Origin of the sequence: Gilvibacter sp. SZ-19, from assembly GCF_002163875.1 — a bacterium.
Classification (GTDB): Bacteria; Bacteroidota; Bacteroidia; order Flavobacteriales; family Flavobacteriaceae; genus Gilvibacter.
Window position 1 is genome coordinate 764,582 of the sequence record NZ_CP019333.1, and the last position, 18,404, is coordinate 782,985.

Annotated in this window: 20 protein-coding genes and 2 tRNA genes; 13 read left to right on the plus strand and 9 right to left on the minus strand. The window is 42.0% G+C overall.

Annotated features, from left to right (window positions below):
• Nucleotides 1-48: 48 nt before the first annotated feature.
• Nucleotides 49-450 carry a hypothetical protein gene (locus BTO09_RS03575; protein WP_157663416.1) on the minus strand — a complete coding sequence of 134 codons (402 nt, stop codon included), beginning with the start codon at nucleotides 448-450 and terminating at the stop codon, nucleotides 49-51.
• Between the two features lie 442 nt (nucleotides 451-892).
• Here BTO09_RS03575 and BTO09_RS03580 point away from each other — a divergent pair, with 442 nt between their 5' ends.
• Nucleotides 893-1,270, plus strand: coding sequence for a VOC family protein (locus BTO09_RS03580; RefSeq protein WP_087523360.1), 378 nt, complete (start codon nucleotides 893-895; stop codon nucleotides 1,268-1,270).
• Nucleotides 1,271-1,320: 50 nt separating this feature from the next.
• Here the strand turns inward: BTO09_RS03580 and BTO09_RS03585 are convergent, their stop codons facing one another.
• A complete protein-coding gene (locus BTO09_RS03585; protein WP_087523361.1) occupies nucleotides 1,321-1,773 on the minus strand; it encodes a hypothetical protein in 453 nt (150 codons plus the stop codon).
• A 1,095-nt stretch (nucleotides 1,774-2,868) separates the two neighbouring features.
• On the opposite strand from BTO09_RS03585, the gene BTO09_RS03595 reads away from it, so the two are divergent.
• From BTO09_RS03595 to BTO09_RS03625, 8 genes are all read left to right on the plus strand, one after another.
• Nucleotides 2,869-4,164: a tyrosine-type recombinase/integrase gene (locus BTO09_RS03595; RefSeq protein ID WP_087523363.1), complete on the plus strand. Its 1,296-nt coding sequence runs from the start codon at nucleotides 2,869-2,871 to the stop codon at nucleotides 4,162-4,164.
• On the plus strand, nucleotides 4,165-4,530 hold the full coding sequence (locus tag BTO09_RS03600) for a hypothetical protein (protein WP_087523364.1): 366 nt from the start codon (nucleotides 4,165-4,167) through the stop codon (nucleotides 4,528-4,530).
• 181 nt (nucleotides 4,531-4,711) lie between these two features.
• Nucleotides 4,712-4,903: a helix-turn-helix domain-containing protein gene (locus BTO09_RS14650; protein ID WP_369826902.1), complete on the plus strand. Its 192-nt coding sequence runs from the start codon at nucleotides 4,712-4,714 to the stop codon at nucleotides 4,901-4,903.
• The gene (locus BTO09_RS03605; protein WP_087523365.1) at nucleotides 4,900-5,175 is read left to right on the plus strand and encodes a helix-turn-helix domain-containing protein; all 276 of its coding nucleotides are present in this window, start codon (nucleotides 4,900-4,902) and stop codon (nucleotides 5,173-5,175) included. Before BTO09_RS14650 ends, BTO09_RS03605 begins: the two co-directional genes overlap by 4 nt.
• Nucleotides 5,176-5,247: 72 nt before the next feature.
• Entirely contained in the window at nucleotides 5,248-6,093 is an 846-nt protein-coding gene (locus BTO09_RS03610; RefSeq protein WP_157663417.1) for a hypothetical protein, read from the plus strand.
• A 202-nt stretch (nucleotides 6,094-6,295) separates the two neighbouring features.
• Entirely contained in the window at nucleotides 6,296-6,682 is a 387-nt protein-coding gene (locus BTO09_RS03615; RefSeq protein ID WP_157663418.1) for a hypothetical protein, read from the plus strand.
• Nucleotides 6,683-6,928: 246 nt separating this feature from the next.
• Nucleotides 6,929-7,414, plus strand: a complete 486-nt coding sequence (locus tag BTO09_RS03620) for a hypothetical protein (RefSeq protein ID WP_087523368.1) — start codon at nucleotides 6,929-6,931, stop codon at nucleotides 7,412-7,414.
• A gap of 20 nt (nucleotides 7,415-7,434) precedes the next feature.
• Nucleotides 7,435-8,244: a hypothetical protein gene (locus tag BTO09_RS03625; protein ID WP_087523369.1), complete on the plus strand. Its 810-nt coding sequence runs from the start codon at nucleotides 7,435-7,437 to the stop codon at nucleotides 8,242-8,244.
• 109 nt (nucleotides 8,245-8,353) lie between these two features.
• On the opposite strand, the gene BTO09_RS03630 is transcribed toward BTO09_RS03625, so the two are convergent.
• The 3 genes from BTO09_RS03630 to mutS form a co-directional block, all read right to left on the minus strand.
• Nucleotides 8,354-8,439: transfer RNA gene (locus BTO09_RS03630), tRNA-Leu, on the minus strand.
• A 32-nt stretch (nucleotides 8,440-8,471) separates the two neighbouring features.
• Nucleotides 8,472-8,544 (minus strand) — tRNA-Gly (locus BTO09_RS03635).
• Between the two features lie 92 nt (nucleotides 8,545-8,636).
• Nucleotides 8,637-11,252, minus strand: a complete 2,616-nt coding sequence (mutS, locus tag BTO09_RS03640; RefSeq protein WP_232454989.1) for a DNA mismatch repair protein MutS — start codon at nucleotides 11,250-11,252, stop codon at nucleotides 8,637-8,639.
• Between the two features lie 103 nt (nucleotides 11,253-11,355).
• On the opposite strand from mutS, the gene BTO09_RS03645 reads away from it, so the two are divergent.
• The gene (locus BTO09_RS03645; protein ID WP_087523371.1) at nucleotides 11,356-11,892 is read left to right on the plus strand and encodes an RNA methyltransferase; all 537 of its coding nucleotides are present in this window, start codon (nucleotides 11,356-11,358) and stop codon (nucleotides 11,890-11,892) included.
• Here the strand turns inward: BTO09_RS03645 and folK are convergent, their stop codons facing one another.
• On the minus strand, nucleotides 11,893-13,026 hold the full coding sequence (gene folK / locus BTO09_RS03650; RefSeq protein WP_369826909.1) for a 2-amino-4-hydroxy-6-hydroxymethyldihydropteridine diphosphokinase: 1,134 nt from the start codon (nucleotides 13,024-13,026) through the stop codon (nucleotides 11,893-11,895).
• An 80-nt stretch (nucleotides 13,027-13,106) separates the two neighbouring features.
• On the opposite strand from folK, the gene BTO09_RS03655 reads away from it, so the two are divergent.
• Complete coding sequence (locus tag BTO09_RS03655; RefSeq protein WP_232454990.1) at nucleotides 13,107-13,799, plus strand: queuosine precursor transporter; 693 nt, start codon at nucleotides 13,107-13,109, stop codon at nucleotides 13,797-13,799.
• Nucleotides 13,800-13,852: 53 nt separating this feature from the next.
• Nucleotides 13,853-14,485 carry a LysE family transporter gene (locus tag BTO09_RS03660; RefSeq protein ID WP_157663419.1) on the plus strand — a complete coding sequence of 211 codons (633 nt, stop codon included), beginning with the start codon at nucleotides 13,853-13,855 and terminating at the stop codon, nucleotides 14,483-14,485.
• Here BTO09_RS03660 and BTO09_RS03665 read toward each other — a convergent pair.
• Complete coding sequence (locus tag BTO09_RS03665) at nucleotides 14,478-14,717, minus strand: hypothetical protein (RefSeq protein ID WP_232454991.1); 240 nt, start codon at nucleotides 14,715-14,717, stop codon at nucleotides 14,478-14,480. The genes BTO09_RS03660 and BTO09_RS03665 overlap by 8 nt on opposite strands.
• A 61-nt stretch (nucleotides 14,718-14,778) precedes the next feature.
• A complete protein-coding gene (locus BTO09_RS03670) occupies nucleotides 14,779-15,582 on the minus strand; it encodes a DUF2797 domain-containing protein (RefSeq protein ID WP_087523374.1) in 804 nt (267 codons plus the stop codon).
• Between the two features lie 45 nt (nucleotides 15,583-15,627).
• On the opposite strand from BTO09_RS03670, the gene BTO09_RS03675 reads away from it, so the two are divergent.
• Complete coding sequence (locus tag BTO09_RS03675) at nucleotides 15,628-17,142, plus strand: GH3 auxin-responsive promoter family protein (protein WP_087523375.1); 1,515 nt, start codon at nucleotides 15,628-15,630, stop codon at nucleotides 17,140-17,142.
• Here the strand turns inward: BTO09_RS03675 and clpX are convergent.
• Nucleotides 17,139-18,371 (minus strand): ATP-dependent Clp protease ATP-binding subunit ClpX, encoded by a 1,233-nt coding sequence (gene clpX, locus BTO09_RS03680; protein ID WP_087523376.1) that lies wholly within the window; start codon nucleotides 18,369-18,371, stop codon nucleotides 17,139-17,141. The two genes, BTO09_RS03675 and clpX, sit on opposite strands and share 4 nt — an antisense overlap.
• Between the last annotated feature and the right edge of the window lie 33 nt (nucleotides 18,372-18,404).

Sequence of the window (18,404 nt, forward strand, 5' to 3'; positions counted from 1 at the left end):
CAAACCCACTGTTTCAATGCGGGTAAAACCGCAATGCTATAGTGAAATTTATCCGCGACCGTCTACGTCCACGTAGTCATCGTCGTCGTCAGTCTGGGCGCTTCTCCCATCAACATCGACATAGTCGTCGTCGTCGTCAGTGTTAGCACTGCGACCATCTACGTCTACGTAATCGTCATCATCGTCAGTATCGGCAGATTTACCGTCTACATCCACGTAGTCATCATCGTCGTCTGTTGCTGCGCTCTTTCCATCTACATCTACGTAATCATCGTCATCATCAGTGGCGCGTTGATCCGTATCGCTATTGGCGAAGTTTTCTGTGGCTTCAAGCTCAGATAGACTTACACCAAAATTAGCTTCCAATGCTTCTTCTACTGGCTCTGCTTCACAAGCAAAGAACAAGAAACCTAGGGCGCAAATGGGGAATAATAGTTTTAAGCGATTCATCTTTGTCTAGTTTTTAGTTAAACGTTGTTACTCATCATTATTGTAAACTGGCCGTAATCTTTTATAGGTAAAGATTGCAGCCCCAAAAATCTTTATAGATCTTCTGCAAAGCAGAAGACAAAAAAGTACTGTTCCGCAGCTTTTTAATGCAAAGCCAGGACAGACTAAATAGTTAATATGTCAAGTGTGAGGTTGGTTGCTTTAAAGAAACTTCTTACAGTATCTCCAGCGGTTTTCGACGCATCCCTATACGAAGTTTCCTACAAAGATACGTAAATTTTTAACTTTTGTGCGAATTTTATTACGGTTTTTCTGTAATTCTTACAAATTGCTACCCACCTAAAGGAGACCACATTGTCAAATAATGATACTAACTTAGGCCGATAAACGAACCGCCACAAGCAGTTATTGGCACTATTTATAAATTCCACCCACTAGATACATGAACCTCAATCAAGTAACAGTACCCACTATTAACATGGAAGCCAGTGTAGCTTTCTACCGGCATTTGGGCCTTAAGATCATTGTCGATGCGGCTCCTCGATATGTTCGCTTTGAATGTCCACAGGGAGACGCCACTTTTTCAATACACCAAATTGATGAATTGGGAGTTGGCGAAGCTCCTGTTATCTATTTTGAAACCCAACAGCTCGACGCAGAAGTCCAACGTTTACAAGAACTGGGCATAGGCTTCGAACTATTACCTACAGACCAAAGCTGGGGTTGGCGAGAAGCTCGCCTTACCGACCCTGCCGGAAATAAAGTCGTCCTTTTTTGGGGTGGAGCGTATCGCAAAAATCCGCCTTGGCGAGTTAAGTGAATACAAGCTGCTTTCCTAAAAAAACAACATCTAGATGTTACTTTCAGTACTTAAGCCGATTGTTTCAAACCGAGATCTTGTGGCATGATCTGAACAATACGCCTGTCTCTAACATTCATAATAAAACGTTCCTTGTGCGGCCTTAGACCTTCCTCTAAAATTGTGTCCTTAAGCCTAGCCACAGCCTCTAAAACTTGATCTAATGCGTACTGTTCAATCCCTGTAACCACCGCAATCACAGGCAAATTAAAGTTCCCTATTATATAACGAACTCCAGCTCTAAGTGCGTAGGTCTCTGACTTATTCCTGTTGATCTTTACCGTAGAAATACTCTTACAATACCGCTGCAATTGACTCAGCAGTCGTAATGATGGTTTATTATTATCACTATAGACCATACAAACCTCCATGATCTCACAGTCTCTGTACTTTTTTAAAAATTCCTCACTAGCCAAATACAACTCCCGCTCACAGCAATTGATTACTATTCCTAGCTCTTTCATCTTTTGCAGATTTACAATTATTGATATTTTGATAAACTATACCTTAAACCTACACCTAACTACCGAAAGCGAATGAAAAATTCGTTGGAATGCGCTAAAGTGTATTTGAATTGCTAGGATTAGTGGTTGAGTTTGGGCGCTCCCCTGAAGTAGAAACTTCGCTTCGCTGCGTTTCACTTCAGGGTCGGGCTGTTCGCAGTACACGCTTTGCCCGCCAAAGCAGGCAAAGGCGGGGTACTTTGCTTCCATCCCTAGCGCGGGGTGAGGGCGGGAATTACTCGCTAACTCCTTCGCTAAAGCTTCGGAGTTCGAGGCGCTCGTGAGTCCCGCCATGACCAGTTGAAAATGAAAACCGGACCGAGCGTTAAAAAATGCCCAGTGGACATTTTTAGCGAAGGGGCCAGCCGGCGGGTAGGCAATTTTAAAGACCATTCACAATTAGCGGGACGTATCTCACTTTGTTCGATGAGTCCCGTCCAGTCGATTTGAAAATGAAAACCCCTGTGCAAAAGCACAGTGGGTTTTTTGTTTTTCATTCGCGCTCAAGCGAGTTTGGCAGTTTTAAAGACCATTCTCAATTAGCGGGACGTATCTCACTTTGTTCGATGAGTCTCGCCATGACCAGTTGAAAATGAAAACCTCTGTGCAAAGCACAGTGGGTTTTTTGTTTTTCATTCGCGCTCAAGCGAGCTTGGCAGTTTTAAAGACCATTCTCAATTAGCGGGACGTATCTCACTTTGTTCGATGAGTCTCGCCATGACCAGTTGAAAATGAAAACCCCAGCGCTGTGCGCCGGCAGTTTTTTATTTCTGCGTCGAGCCTGAAAGCAAGCTTTCGGCTCTCCTTGAAACAAAAAACCCTGGCTCCGTGAGCCAGGGTTTTCGCTTATTAGTACAGAAGGCGGGACTTGAACCTATTGTACATTGATATTCATAGTTTCACCCGAAACCAGCACATGATCTCTATTAAATCAACATTTATAGGCTATTTAGATACATGACTATTAAAACAAGACCTGTCAATAGTGTACAATAATATGCAAAAACGGTTGCCCAAATGTTGGCCATTTTGTAAATTGCATCAAACTTCAACAACATGGCATCCATTAAGTTCTTACTTCGTAGCAAAAAGAATCCTGCACCGATCTACATAAGACTATCAGCAGGACGTGGCACGACTCCAAAGGTTCGCACTGGCCTTCACTGTGACCCTAAACAGTGGAGTGAATCAACAGGAATGCCAAAGCAGACCACCGCTAGTAATAAAAAACTTGCTCAGACTCTGCTCAAGATGAAAGCCCGAATATTTGAAAACCTCAACGAAGCACAGTCTGAAGGAATCTCAATTGACAGCACATGGCTGCAATATCAGGTCGATCTAATTCAGGGCAAGGTGAATGAGTCAGGGCAAAGTGAATTTTTAGTTGATGCCATTGATACCTTATTGGACACTTGTCATTTGCGTCCAAATTCAAAAGGCGGAATTGGTCTGGGTAAGAGTTCGTACAACGCTTACAGATCATTAAAGTCTAAAATCATCGCATTTCAAGGCAGAAAAAGGCTGAAAGTAAAAGACGTCAACAAGAAACTTGCACAAGACTTCTTACAATTCATGATTGATGAAAAGGGATATTCAGAATCCTACGCGACAAAATCACTTGCAAACCTCAAAACGGTATGTCATGACGCAAAGAAAAACGGCGTTGAGGTTAGCACACAACTTGATTCGATAAAATCAATTCATATCAAGAACGAGTTCATTATTTACTTGACACCAGAAGAAATTGAAAGAATCAAGAACGCTGAAATTGAACAACCTCATCTAATAAATGCACGAAAATGGTTGATTCTTGGATGCGCCATTGGACAACGTGCTGGTGATCTTCTCAACCTAACCAGCAAGAACTTCGTTTACATTCAAGGTTTCAACATGATTGAATTGACACAGGAAAAAGGGAACAAACAAGTTAGAATACCAGTACTTGAAGACACGATGAATGTCATTAAAAGTGGACTACCTCACAAAATATCAATCCAGCGATTTAATGATTACATCAAAGAAGTTTGTCGAATCGCTGGCATTGACAGCATGACAAAAGGTAAACTTTACGACCCAGCAACAAAGCGTAAGAAAGTTGGCGTTTATCCAAAGTACAAACTTATCACCTCTCATACTTGTCGCCGTTCGTTCGCAACAAATCATTTCAATGAAATGCCAACATCCATTATTCGCATCTTGACAGGTCATGCCACTGAACAAATGCTTCTGAATTATATCGGAAATAGTTCATTAGACATTACGCAATTGATTCTAGAGTACATGACGAAAAGTAATAGTAAACTGAACAAACAACCTCAACTTGAAATCGTTCACTCTAAAAAGTCCGTCTAAATGAACAACTCGAATAAAGCCCTCACAACGAACGATATTGTATCGCAGGTATTGAGTGATGCAATTATCTACGAACGCATCAATTACGCAATGAAAACAATCCTGAACGCTCATGGGGGTCAATCTTGCAATCATTGGCAAACCACTTACCACTATCAAGGGCTTCAAACAGCATATCAGCTATTGGGATTCACTGAAAATATTGCGTTTGAATCAATCACTGACGAATTACACAAAGCCTTTTTTATAGCCCTGAAGGAAGACCAAAAGCTAAGTTCAAGTGATAGAGAACCCGCGCCGAAACTTGCGAAAACCGTGCTTTCTAATTGGATGAAAATAATCAGGAATCAAGGGTTCTTGAACTAATCGTTGAAAACTATGTTGAAAACACATAGCCGTGAAAATTTGGAATTGACAAGAAAATAATCTAGAATTGTTTCACACCTGTTCCTGTAATCATTACCGAAATAACAGGACAAGCATCTTCAACTCGGCAATTAGGCCACGCAATTTCAAGACGGTTTAATCCGTCAATACCACATTCAAAATGGCAAAGCCAAAATTAGTCACCGCTGGTGAAGCAAGCCTCATTTTAGGTTGTTCACGCAGTCAAGTTGAGCGACTACAGATTAAAGGAGAACTGAAGCCAGTTCCAACAATTCACGCAAGATTCTATTTCCGCGAATCAGATGTATTGACCCTAAAAGCAAAGTTGAACGCAAAATCAGGAAGATCATGAAAACCGTTCAACTTGTATCAATGACCCCTGAAGACCTGAAAGAACTGATCTTACCCGATATCAGAAAGATCATTGATCAGATTAAGACCGACTTCACACCGAAAGAACCAGAACAATACCTCACCACACAGGATGTAATGAACCTTTTACACATCAATAGAGGTACGGTTAACAATTGGCGAAAAAAGGGCATACTGACCGCCTATGGCATTGAAGGCAAGATTCTTTTTAAAAGGTCAGAAGTCCAAGAGGCAGTTCAATGTTTGGATTGATGAGGTTTGATAGATTTCTTGAAACTTAGAACCCGATGCAAAAGTACAATCGATGCCCTGAAAGCGAATAAAATGCTTATCTGGGCATCAGATTGGGAGCAACTGATGCGCGACAATGAAACTATTCAATCAAGACTAATCAAGATTTTAGATGAAGTTCAATTTGTCTTCTACGATGATCAATTAGAGGTCTTGATGCGTCCACACAAGCTTTACAACAATAATCTTCACAATGCCAATGATTTTACCCCAGAGGATTGTATCGGCTTACTGAGAAAATTCTTTGATAAGCTAGAGATCAATGCCGACCAACTCGAAGTTGTAAATATTGAATTTGGGGTTAACGTCAAATCTCCTGTTGAGGTAAAAGAACTGATAAGTTGTATAACCTATCACGATAAGAATGAATTTAGAAATCATGTCGGCCTAGCTTATAGCAAGGTATCATCTTCTGTTAATAAATATGGACGCTTAAACAGATACAAACAAATAAAGGCCTATGCCAAAGGAGTGCAATATCCTCAGCATTGCAACCGAAACACATTCCGTTTCGAGATCAAATCGGATAGAAGAGCCTACATGATCCAAGTATTAAATGTTTGGAGCGTTTCTGATCTCTTTGACCCTTTATCGTACGATATCATGTCTGATTTGATCATAAGCGAGTGGCAAAGGGTTCTGATCTTGCAAAGACAAGTCGACACCTCATCATTGACAAAACTAGAACAGAAGACAATTGAGAGATTAACCGATAGTCGAGAGTGGTATGAAATCAGTCAATCGCATCGAAATAGATTCAGTAAGTCTAAAAAACGTCTTGAACAATTAATGAAGAAAACACCCCAATGCTACAAAAGCTTACTCACAACTGAAATCGAGACTAAAATTGAACTTCTATCTGTAGGGTGCAAATTTTAGACCCATACAAAGACTTGGAAGGGGTGCAATATTTAGAGTAGTATAGGCAAATACTGCACCCTTTTGTATCTTTCAGAAATAAGAATCAAGAAAACTAAAGATGAGGTTTAGAAATTACTTTCTTGTAGTATTGATGTTCTTCATCAGCTTCAAGATTTTCAGTCAAGAATTTACAGTGAAGTATGATTTCATAACATGGACAATGGAATTTGAAATACCTTCTGATCAGTTCTTCATTTATGCCAAGAAACATCCGCTGTTAAGAGGAATGAGCGAAAGTGGCGGTGATCTGCCAGCAAAGAAAGCTTCATGCGATCAACGTGGTACAGCAATTTTCATGAGAAACCCAGTCAAGGCAGCTGTGATTATCGAAAGAACAGATAAAGGCTACAAAATACAGGTTGATAACTTTCGTTTTGAGAACCAAACCCAAATCAATCTCGGAAATGTCGAGACCAATGTAGATGAAACGCCAATTGAAGATTACTTACTGAGAAAAAAAGATCAAACAATTCGGAAAAACAAACAAGCACAGAAAGACCTGCAATGCTTGAGTGAATACCTCACTGAATTGTTCACCCCTAAATAGAAATGCCAGCACTACGCGCGCGCGAGAATCGAACTATTATTGGCCTACATGAAAAGAAAATCGAACCACTACGCGCGCACGCGCGAGGGAGCCATTCCTTTTTGACTTTCCCATAAAGTGAAATCACTTTTCTTTATATTTGATAAATCTCCCCGTTTTTAATAACAGATCAAGGCTTTTCATTTGGTACGCCATTAAATGACGCTACCTTCAAATTGACAGACCTGATCATAAAACTCTCCAAAAATGGGATTATTCAACCGTAAAAAAAGGGAAATACCGTTCGTAAAACCGAAGAATAATTGCGCGGACAAACTTTCTACATTGAACGTGCTACCAAAGGACTTCGACTTCTCAACTATGGAAGAAATCGAAGTTTCTCTGAGTGAAGAATTAGAAGGTGTTGTGAAGGCTTATGACATCAACTATGAAGACGCGGAAGGAGATTTCGATAGCCTGAGCATTACGGAGAAAGAAAACGGAAAAAGGGAACTGTTCGCGATTCAAGTGAATCGAGGTGAGAAATCATTAAGAGACTTAGTTGATAAATACTGTGATACTCTCGGCGATCCTCAAGGTGTGTATTCAAAATTTCATAAAACTGACTTAATGATGATGCAGGATTACGATGCAATGGAGATGAGAGATTGGCGGTTCTCGGATTACACAATATGCATCGGATACAATCTACGCGATGCTGAAGTGTATTTTGTGCGAATCACCGAATTATAGAAACATTTCAGTAAGTCAAAATGAAAAAAAAGAAATTCAATCAGATTGATTATATCGTTGAGAATCTTGCAAGTAGCTTTTCAAAAATTGAAAATTTTGAACTACTCCAAGAATCAGAGGAAGGAAGAAAATTATTCGATTTTATTGTAAAATCTATCGCTGATATGGAATCATTTCAGTCACTATTTCTGAACTACTACATACCAGCTTCAAATAAATCCATTGCTGATAGTTGGAGTCAAATCTCAAGTTCTAAATACAAACACCTATTAAACATATCAAAGTCCGACCTGAAGGACAACTTGTACGAAACCATTAGGCTTGGTTACGTAGGTTTATTTCATAAGTATGAGTCATATTTAAAGGCATTAGTTGATGCGGTAAATTTTCTTCTTAAAGAATTGAATGAAATTAGCGATCTATTGAGCATTGAGAAATACTGTCAAAGGGAGTACGGCATCAATATTTATAAATCTCATAACCATTTCGCGATTACCTGCAAAGTGAATTACATCTCAAACTGCATAAAACACTACGACGGCCTCCCAGTCAAAGAACCAATTCACGAGCGTTTTGCTCATTTTAGTAAAGACGAGAAAATACAAATTGAAAGAGACGAGTTCAAATCTGATATTGATCGAATGAAAGGGCATTGTGAATTGCTCTTATCGCAAATTTTGGCAATAGGCTTTAAACAATTCATTGAATCAGAGATACACGGAGAAAATGAAAATGCTAGAGTATTAAAAGAGAAGTACGATCAAATTTTGAAAAACTTTGAATACACCCTATCGGATTTCTCAAATCCAAGGAACTACTTTACTCAATAAGAAAGCGTATCAATCGATAGTATTCTTGAATTGTTGACCATTTGTTGCCCAAATTATCGAATAAAAAAACCGCAAGCTTTGAATTTCAATAACTTACGGTTTAATCTTGTACAGAAGGCGGGACTTGAACCCGCACGGGCATTACTGCCCATTGGATTTTAAGTCCAACGTGTCTACCAATTCCACCACTTCTGCAACTTGGACTTAAATGGCAGTTAGCCATTTTGAGCGAAAAACGGGATTCGAACCCGCGACCTCCACCTTGGCAAGGTGGCGCTCTACCAACTGAGCTATTTTCGCGTGTTTAAAAGAACGTGCTCTTTGTTGTAAGAGCGGAGGCAAATTTAAAACTTTTATGAGAAAACAAAAGTATTTTTTTGAGAATATTCTAGCTATTTCTTGAGGCGTTCTGCACGATTACGGCTAAGCAGACGTTTGATCTCATTGAGTTTCATAAGAGCCTCTACCGGAGTTAAGGTATCTATGTCTAGCTCTAGTATCTCATCTCTTATTTCTTCTAGTAAAGGATCGTCCAAGCGGATAAAACTGAGTTGTAGCTCTTCTTCCGCAACCTGGCTCATCTTATCGTTCAGTTGCTCAGACGAATGCGAGGTTTCCAGTCGCTTTAAGATCTTGTTGGACCTTTTTATTACCGTATCGGGCATCCCGGCCATCTTGGCCACATGAATCCCAAAACTGTGGTGAGAACCTCCAGGGACCAATTTGCGCAAGAACAATACATTATCCGAAGTCTCCTTTACAGACACATTGTAATTCTTAATACGCTCAAAGCGATCGGTCATTTCATTGAGCTCGTGGTAGTGCGTTGCAAACAGCGTCTTAGGTCTGGCAGGATGCTCATGCAAATACTCGCTTATGGCCCAAGCAATAGAGATTCCATCATAAGTACTGGTTCCGCGACCAATTTCGTCTAAAAGGACCAAAGACCTTTCAGAAATATTATTGAGAATGCTCGCCGTCTCGTTCATCTCTACCATAAATGTAGATTCTCCCATAGAGATATTGTCGCTGGCCCCTACTCGAGTAAAGATCTTATCTACCACACCCAAATCTGCCGAAGCTGCAGGGACAAAGCATCCCATTTGCGCCATCAGCGAGATCAATGCTGTTTGCCTTAAAATAGCAGACTTACCACTCATATTGGGCCCAGTGATCATGATGAGTTGTTGCTGCTCACGATCTAAAAAGACATCGTTGGCTACATAGGGCGTATCTGGCGGGAGTTGTTTTTCGATCACCGGATGACGGCCATCTTTGATATTGATCTCAAAACCGTCGTTCATTTGCGGGCGAGTATATTTGGCGCTAATAGCCAAATGCGCAAAACTACACAGACAATCTATTGCGGCCACAGCCTGGGCATTGGCCTGTAGCTTGGCCAAATACGGCATAATAGCTTGTAAAAGCTCCTGATACAAATTAGATTCTAAAATGGCGATCTGCGCCTCTGCGCCTTGAATCTTCTGCTCGTATTCTTTGAGTTCTTCGGTAATATAGCGCTCTGAATTAACCAGCGTCTGCTTGCGGATCCAATGTTCCGGCACTTTGTCTTTATGCGTATTTCGAACCTCAATATAGTAGCCAAATACGTTGTTAGAAGCGATCTTGAGCGAGCTGATTCCGGTTTGTTCCGCCTCTCTGGCAACCATTTGATCCAAATAGGCGATACCGCCTCCGGCTATCTCGCGCAATTCGTCCAATTCGGCATTAAAGCCAGTAGCGATCACTTTCCCTTTAGAAAGTAAAATTGGTGCTTCTTCGTCTAAGGTAGCCTTGATCTGTTCTCTTAGTGCATCACAAGGATCTAATTTTTCTAGTAGGTCATTGAAAATATCTCCAGACCCATCTTGCACCGCTTGTATTAGAGGAACCAGGGCTTCAAGAGAATTTTTTAGTTGCACTACTTCCCTAGGATTCACTTTAGCCGTAGCAACTTTCGAGGCCAAGCGCTCCAGATCTCTGATATAACCCAGTTGTGCTCTTAGGCGATCCAGAGCTTCCGGATTAGATACCCAATGCGCCACCTGATCGTGTCTGCTATTAATCGCATTAAGGTCTTTCAACGGTAAGGCAAGCCATCGCTGCATCATACGCCCTCCCATAGGAGATTGGGTATGATCTAGAATATCCAATAGGGTTACTGCCTCCGGACTGGAACGATGATACAGTTCTAAGTTGCGAATGGTGAATTGGTCCATCCACAGATACTTATCTGCAGCGATCCTTGAAATATTCGTGATATGCTCTAAACGCGAATGCTGTGTCTCTTGCAAATAATGCATAATGGCTCCTGCAGCGATCTGTGCCTGCTCCATTTGCTCCACACCAAATCCTTTTAAGTTTAGTGTATTGAAATGCTGAGTAAGCTTTTCCTTGGCATACTCGGGTTGAAAGACCCAATCTTCTAAATAAAATACATTGAGAGCTGCAGAAAAATGATCTTTGAACCAAGTGCGTTTTTGCTTGGAGAACAAAACCTCTGCCGGACCAAAGTTTTGCAAAAGCTTTTGAATATAGATCAAGCTGCCTTCTGCCACCAAAAACTCTCCGGTAGAAATATCTAAAAAGGCCACCCCTAATTCTTTCTTAGACGGATAAATAGCCGCTAAGAAATTGTTCTTCTTGGCTTGTAGAATATCGTCGTTAATAGCAACTCCTGGAGTAACCAGTTCGGTAACACCTCGCTTTACTATGGTCTTGGTTTGCTTCGGATCTTCGAGTTGATCGCAAATTGCCACGCGGCAACCTGCAGTGACCAACTTAGGCAAATAGGTATTAAGCGCGTGATGTGGAAACCCAGCTAATTCGGTCTTGTCTCCACCGTTGTTTCTGGCCGTTAGTGTTATGTTGAGAATCTTTGCGGCACGCACGGCGTCTTCTCCAAAGGTCTCGTAAAAATCTCCAACTCGAAAAAGCAAGAGCGCATCAGGGTGCTTGGCCTTGATGGCATTGTATTGCTTCATTAAAGGAGTGACTTTTGTGGCCATAAATAGGGTTGAAAAGCTAAAGTAGAAAAACTGCGATTTTTAGAGAAGATCGAGCCCTTAGAGTTATTCCCTTTTATTAACAATAGGCTACCTTTGCACTCGCATGAGTGACTTTAGAAAACTTCGCAATAGCGAACTGGATCGTTTGGAGGTTGCAGCGTTTAAATCCGCAGCAAAAACACCTCTAATAGTTGTGCTGGATAACATCCGCAGTCTAAACAATGTAGGGAGTGTCTTTAGAACCTCAGACGCCTTTAGGATCGAAAAAATCTACCTCTGTGGAATCACTGCCACTCCTCCGCATAAAGACATTCAAAAAACAGCTTTAGGAGCTACAGATAGCGTAGCTTGGGAGTACGCTGAAGACTGTGCAGAGTTGATCAAAAAGCTCAAAGCCGAAGGCGTTGTCAGCTTTGCTGTTGAGCAAACAGAAAATTCCATAAGCTTAAGTGAATTCACCCCACAACAAACACCACTAGCAGTTGTTTTTGGCAACGAAGTAAAAGGCGTGCAGCAAAGTGTTATAGACTGCTGTGACGGGGTGATAGAGATTCCGCAGATCGGCACCAAACACTCCCTGAACATCGCTGTTAGCGCAGGCGTGGTTCTTTGGGATATCTTCCAGAAATTAAACGGCTAATTAGCTAACTATTGCCCTTAAGACCTTGAGGTAATCGGCCCGATTGGCCACAAAATCCAAATCCGAAACATCCACGACCTTTACGGTACCTTCCGGAAAGGATTTTATATACTCCTGATACCCTTTATTGAGTTTTTCCAGATAGTCAGGCTGTATGTCTGATTCGTAAGAGCGGCCTCTTTTCTTGATATTGGCCAGTAAGCTTTCTGTAGTTTGATACAGATAGACATAGAGATCCGGGCGAGCGATCTCCTTGTACATCAAGTGGAATAGCTTTTTATAAAGCGCATACTCCTCTTGCTGCAGCGTAACTTTAGCAAAGATCAAGGACTTGTAAAGGTCATAGTCGGCCACAATGAATTCCTTAAACAGATCGTATTGCGAAATATCGTCTAGCAATTGCTGATAGCGATCGGCCAAGAAAGACATCTCTAAAGGAAAGGCATAACGATTCTGATCCTTATAGAACTTTGGCAGAAACGGATTGTCCTTAAAGCGTTCTAAAACCAATTTTGCGTTAAAATCTTCGGAGATCAAAGTTGCCAAACTGGTTTTACCCGCGCCAATATTACCTTCAATGGCTAAATATTTGAACTGATCCAAATGCAGATTCTTCTTGGGATTCCGCAGCCATTTAGATTGCTTGCTCAGCAAAGAGGAGTCCTGACAAGACTCCAACAACTCTCCCACGGTTTTAACCAGTTTGGGATGCTTCCAATCTGCAGCAATGTCATGCATGGGTTGTAATACAAAGCGCCTGTCTTGCATGGCCGGATGTGGCACTTGCAACTTTTTGGTGTCGATACACTCATCCTCCACGGCGATCACATCAATATCGATAGTTCGAGAAGTGTAACCAGCATCTTTTGATCGTTCTCTACCTAAGCGTTTTTCTATCCGAAGTACCTCACTTATGAGCTTACCATTAGGCAGATCAGACTCCATCCGCAGGATGCAATTCAAAAACTCCGGCCCTTCGAAACCCAAGGGGGGACAACTGTAAACAGCAGAGATCTTTCGCACATCACCAATGGTCTCAAAAAGCGCATCTACCGCGGCCTGCAACTGCTCAAATCGGTTGCCTTGATTACTGCCAAGTGCGAGGTATATGGTACGTTTTGGTTTGATAAATATTGGCTTTTAGGTAGCAGCGAAAATACGTAAACTAAGCTAAAAACTATAAAGGTGTTCTATTAAAATCGTAACTTAGCTAGGTGAGCAAATCGATTCCAAAAAACGGGGCCTTGGCAGATCGCATCTACCTGATTCTTGCGGCTCTATTCATAACTTCATTGGTAGTTTCAAACCTGATTTTTCAGAAGTTTGTGGCCATCGATTTTTTTGGGCTTTACACTTTCGAGATCTCGGTAGGCGTGCTACCCTACCCCATCACCTTTTTGATCACGGATATTGTCAGTGAGGTCTACGGTAAAAAGAAGGCTAACCAAATGGTGACCACAGGAATCTTTGCATCTTTCTTCTCTCTAGGAATTGTAATGGCAGCAAACCATTTCAATGCTATCCCGACCAGCCCACTGGACAATGAGATATTTACCTTGGTCTTTGGAGCAACAGCGGTAGCCGTATTTGCCTCCATGATGGCCTATTTATTGGCACAATACATAGACATCCACATTTTCCATTGGTGGAAAAAGATCACCAAAGGCAAGCACCTGTGGTTGCGCAACAACTTCTCTACCTTCACTTCGCAATTTGTAGACACCTTTACCGTGCTTTTCTTACTGTGTAGTTTTGGTAAAATCCCATGGGATATCTTTAGCAGTCTACTTATCAGCGGTTTCCTTTTTAAGATCTTGGTTGCGCTTTTAGACACCCCGCTACTCTATGCTGGCGTTTATTATTTAAGAAGCCTTTTTGGATTGCAAGGCAGCGAAGAACTCGAATAAATACCTGAACATTGTAAGGTACTATCTGACATGACTACTAAAGAGTCATGTTTATGCTTTATCTGATAATTGGAGTTTTCTTAGCGGCTTTAGGCGGAGCTTTTCCGGGAGCCTCCAATATAGCAGTTGTCAGTGCCGCAGCAGCAGGCAAACGCATACAAGGGCAACAAATCGCTTACGGAGCCGGCTTGGGCGAGATCACCTTGGCACTGCTGGCCATTAGCTACAGTATGTTAGTTACAGATTTCTTGCAGATGCATGCCTGGGTAAAAGTAGTCTTTGTAGTGGCATTTCTTTTGGCAGGGACACTTTTTATAATCAAGAACAGATTACCAAAGCTAAAGACTAGACAGGCACAGCTAGACAAGCCAATCAAGCGCCTGCTCCAAGGATATCTCTTGGCGGCGGTGAATCCACCAGTTTTACTATTCTGGTTGGTTGCCATAGCTATAGTAAATAACAATTATGTGACCTTGTCCACTATGCTTAAGAGCAGTTACCTCTTGTTCTTTTTCTTCGGAGTTTTTCTGGGAAAGGTCGGCATACTAATGATCTACGGATCTACAGGTAAGCGCTTGGCCGAAAAACAGCTCAATTCAACTAAACAAGTATGCATGCATACAGTGATAGGAATTACCTTGATCGGTATTGCGGTAGTTCAAGCCCTAAAACTGTGGGTTATCTAAAACGCTGGGTTTCGGTGTCGTAATCTTCGTAGAAATCTTCGAAAGTCTTGTCGGTCGAATAGTCGTCGGTAAGTACACGGTAAACCATCAGCACCACAAAAACTTGTCCAAGCACACTTAAGTAAAATACCCAGTTGAAAGGAAGGTCCATGGTAACCATTATCGTTAAGGTTACCAACAACAGTGTGGTGATGTACACCAAGGACATGGCAGATATCTTTAGTTTTTTCATAGCCTTACAAATTTAAGGCTTGTTCTGTCCTTGGAATACTAAAAAGCTGTTAAAGAAATACTTAAGCAGGAATTCCAACCTCTAAAGCCACAAAAAGCCCTTCGTTAGAACGAACATTGAATACTGTCTGATCTTCAAAGATCAAATACTGCCCCTTAATGCCCACTAATTTGCCTGTGTATGCACCTTCTTTTACCAAGTTGAGGCTGTTGGGTTTCTCCGGATATTGCTGCACCGGAAAATCTAAATGCGTTTCGCTCTGCCTGTCCAAAACATAGTCTTTAGCCTCCGCGGGTACAAGTGGCAATAACTTCTCGCGCCAAGCAACCAGGTCTTCGTCTTGAATATCATTTTTTAGCATGGCACGCCAATTGGTCTTGTCACTCACCTGATCCTTTAAGGCAACTTCGGTAATTCCGGCCAAATAACGATTGGGAACCTCAACTATGGCAATAGCTTCATGAGCACCCTGATCTATCCAACGCGTTGGCACCTGGCTTTTACGGGTAACCCCAACCTTCACCGAACTGGAGTTTGCCAAATAGACAATATGCGGCTGCAGTTGCATTTTCTTCTCGTAGGCCAGATCGCGGTCTTCCTGATCTAAATGAGCTTTGCTCAGTTCCGGACGGATGATCCAATCCGCGGCTTGAGGCACATCGTAAAAACAGTCATGACAATACCCTTGACGAAAGATCTTTTTGTCCAATCCGCAGTTAAGACACTCAAACTTGAGGAATTGTAAACTGAGGGTCTTACCCAATAATTGGTTCACATTGATAAAGTCCGACTCAAAATCCAAATAATACTGGACGGGCTGGCCGTTTTGGGTCTTCATTTTTGTCAGTACTCCGCTATAGGTCATATGTCTAAAATTCCTATTTTTATCGTCTAAAGATAGCGCAAATAAATGCCAATACCCATTGTAAATTCTATTGCCTCGTGGTTTTTGAAAAAGCGGTTCCATCAGATAGAACTCTTTTTAAAATACCCAGATGAAGTGCAACGTGAACTACTGAGCAATTTGCTGGCAAAAGCTAAGCATACCGAGCTCGGCAAGCGCTATGGTTTTGAGGACATTAAAGACTACGAGACCTTTGCAGCTCGAGTACCCATTAGCAGCTATGAAGATTATCAAGATCTGATAGAACGCTCCAGACAGGGTGAACCCAACATATTTTGGCCAACGCCTATCAAGTGGTTTGCAAAATCCAGCGGAACCACCTCGAGCAAAAGTAAATTCATACCTGTTAGCAATGAATCTTTGGAAGATTGCCACTATGCGGCAAGCAAAGATCTGCTGTGCATGTATTTGAGCAACAATCCGGACTCCCAGCTTTTTGTTGGGAAGAGTCTACGCTTAGGAGGCAGCAAGGAGCTTTATAAGAGCAACGGTACGGCCTTTGGCGATCTGTCTGCAATTCTGATAGACAATATGCCGTTTTGGGCTGAGTTTAGCTCCACCCCAAGCAGTGAAGTATCGCTCATGGCAGATTGGGAAACCAAAATGCAAGCCATAGTCAACGAAACTATACAAGAGAATGTTACGAGTTTAGCAGGAGTACCGTCTTGGATGCTTGTGTTGCTCAATGAGGTTTTAACTTCTACAGGAGAAGATAATCTCTTTAATATTTGGCCGAATTTAGAGGTGTACTTTCACGGCGGAGTGAGCTTTGAGCCTTATGTGGATCAGTACAAGCAAATTCTTCCAAGAGATCAGTTCAAGTACTACGAGATCTACAACGCCTCAGAGGGATTCTTTGCCATTCAAGACAAGAACGATAGCAAAGATCTGCTGCTCATGCTAGACTACGGGATCTTCTACGAGTTTATCCCTATGGACACTTACGGCACGTCCGAAGAGCGTGTTATACCGCTAGATCAGGTAGAGGTCGATAAGAATTACGCCATTGTGATCACGACCAATGGAGGCTTGTGGCGCTATAAAATAGGAGATACGGTTAGGTTCACCTCCGTTAGGCCTTACCACATTCGCGTAAGCGGACGCACCAAGCATCATATCAATGTCTTCGGAGAGGAACTCATCATAGAAAATGCAGAAACCGCTTTAAAGAAAGTTGCGCAAGAGACCCAATGCGAGATCGTAGACTACACAGCGGCACCTATTTTTATGAAAGGCAAGGATAAGGGTGCACACGAATGGCTTATTGAATTCAAGACCCCTCCGCAGAACCAAAAAGAGTTTACGAAACTACTGGATAAATATTTGCAAGAGGTCAATTCCGATTACGAAGCTAAGCGTTACAACAACACCACCTTGAATTTGCCCACGGTTCACTTTGGGCGTGAAAAAGTGTTCTACGATTGGCTAAAAGCGAAAGATAAGCTCGGCGGACAACACAAAGTACCTCGCTTGGCAAATACCCGCGATTACTTAGAGGAATTATTAAAGCTGAATGCTTAAGAAACGGCCTTGAGTTTCTTTATGGTCGACTTGTTGAGTTTCTTCTCAGCGTACTCTTTGGTAACATGAAGTTGACGATCTTCTGTGCCTGGCATCTCGAACATAGCATCGGTAAGAACGGCTTCACAAAGCGAACGCAATCCGCGTGCTCCTAATTTGTACTCAATAGCCTTGTCTACAACATAGTCTAGAGCCTCTTCGGTGATGACGAAGTCAATATCGTCCATCTCAAAGAGTTTCTTGTATTGCTTTACGATCGCGTTCTTAGGTTCGGTAAGAATCGCTCTTAAAGTTCCCTTGTCAAGCGGGTCCATGTGTGTTAGTACAGGCAAGCGACCAATGATCTCTGGAATCAATCCGAAGTCTTTTAGATCCTTAGGAATGATGTATTTGAGCAAATTGTCACGCTCAAAGGCATCGTCCGATTTAGAAGCGCTAAATCCAACGGCCTGCATGTTCAAACGCTTGGTAATTGCGCGTTCTATTCCATCAAAAGCTCCACCGGCAATAAAGAGGATATTCTCTGTATTGACCTCGATGAATTTCTGATCCGGATGTTTGCGTCCACCTTTTGGCGGCACGTTGACGGTGGTCCCCTCTAAGAGCTTTAACAAAGCCTGTTGTACACCTTCTCCAGAGACATCTCTAGTAATTGAAGGGTTATCACTCTTACGGGCGATCTTATCGATCTCATCAATAAAAACGATCCCATTTTGGGCCTTTTCCACGTTGTAATCTGCAGCTTGAAGCAAACGGGTTAAAATGCTTTCTACATCTTCACCTACATAACCTGCCTCAGTAAGTACTGTAGCGTCTACAATGGCCAGTGGCACGTTTAGCATACGCGCCACAGTTTTGGCCATTAAAGTCTTACCGGTACCGGTTTGCCCGACTATGATAATATTGCTTTTCTGAATTTCGATATCGTCATCAGAAGGCGGTTGCAACAATCTTTTGTAGTGATTGTAAACTGCAACGGACATCACCTTTTTAGTGTGCTCTTGCCCAATGATGTACTCGTCCAAAAACTCCTTGATGGCCTTCGGCTTTTTGAGCATCAGTTCCTTAGAAAGCTCCGCATTACTGCTGTGGGTAGCTTCTTCTACAACTATGCCATGTGCCTGTTCAATACAGCGGTCACAAATGTGAGCGTCCAAACCTGCAATAAGCAAATTGGTCTCTGGCTTTTTACGCCCGCAAAACGAACATTCTAATTCTTCTTTCGCCATCTTCTTGGGTATTCGGGTAAAGCAATAACGGCT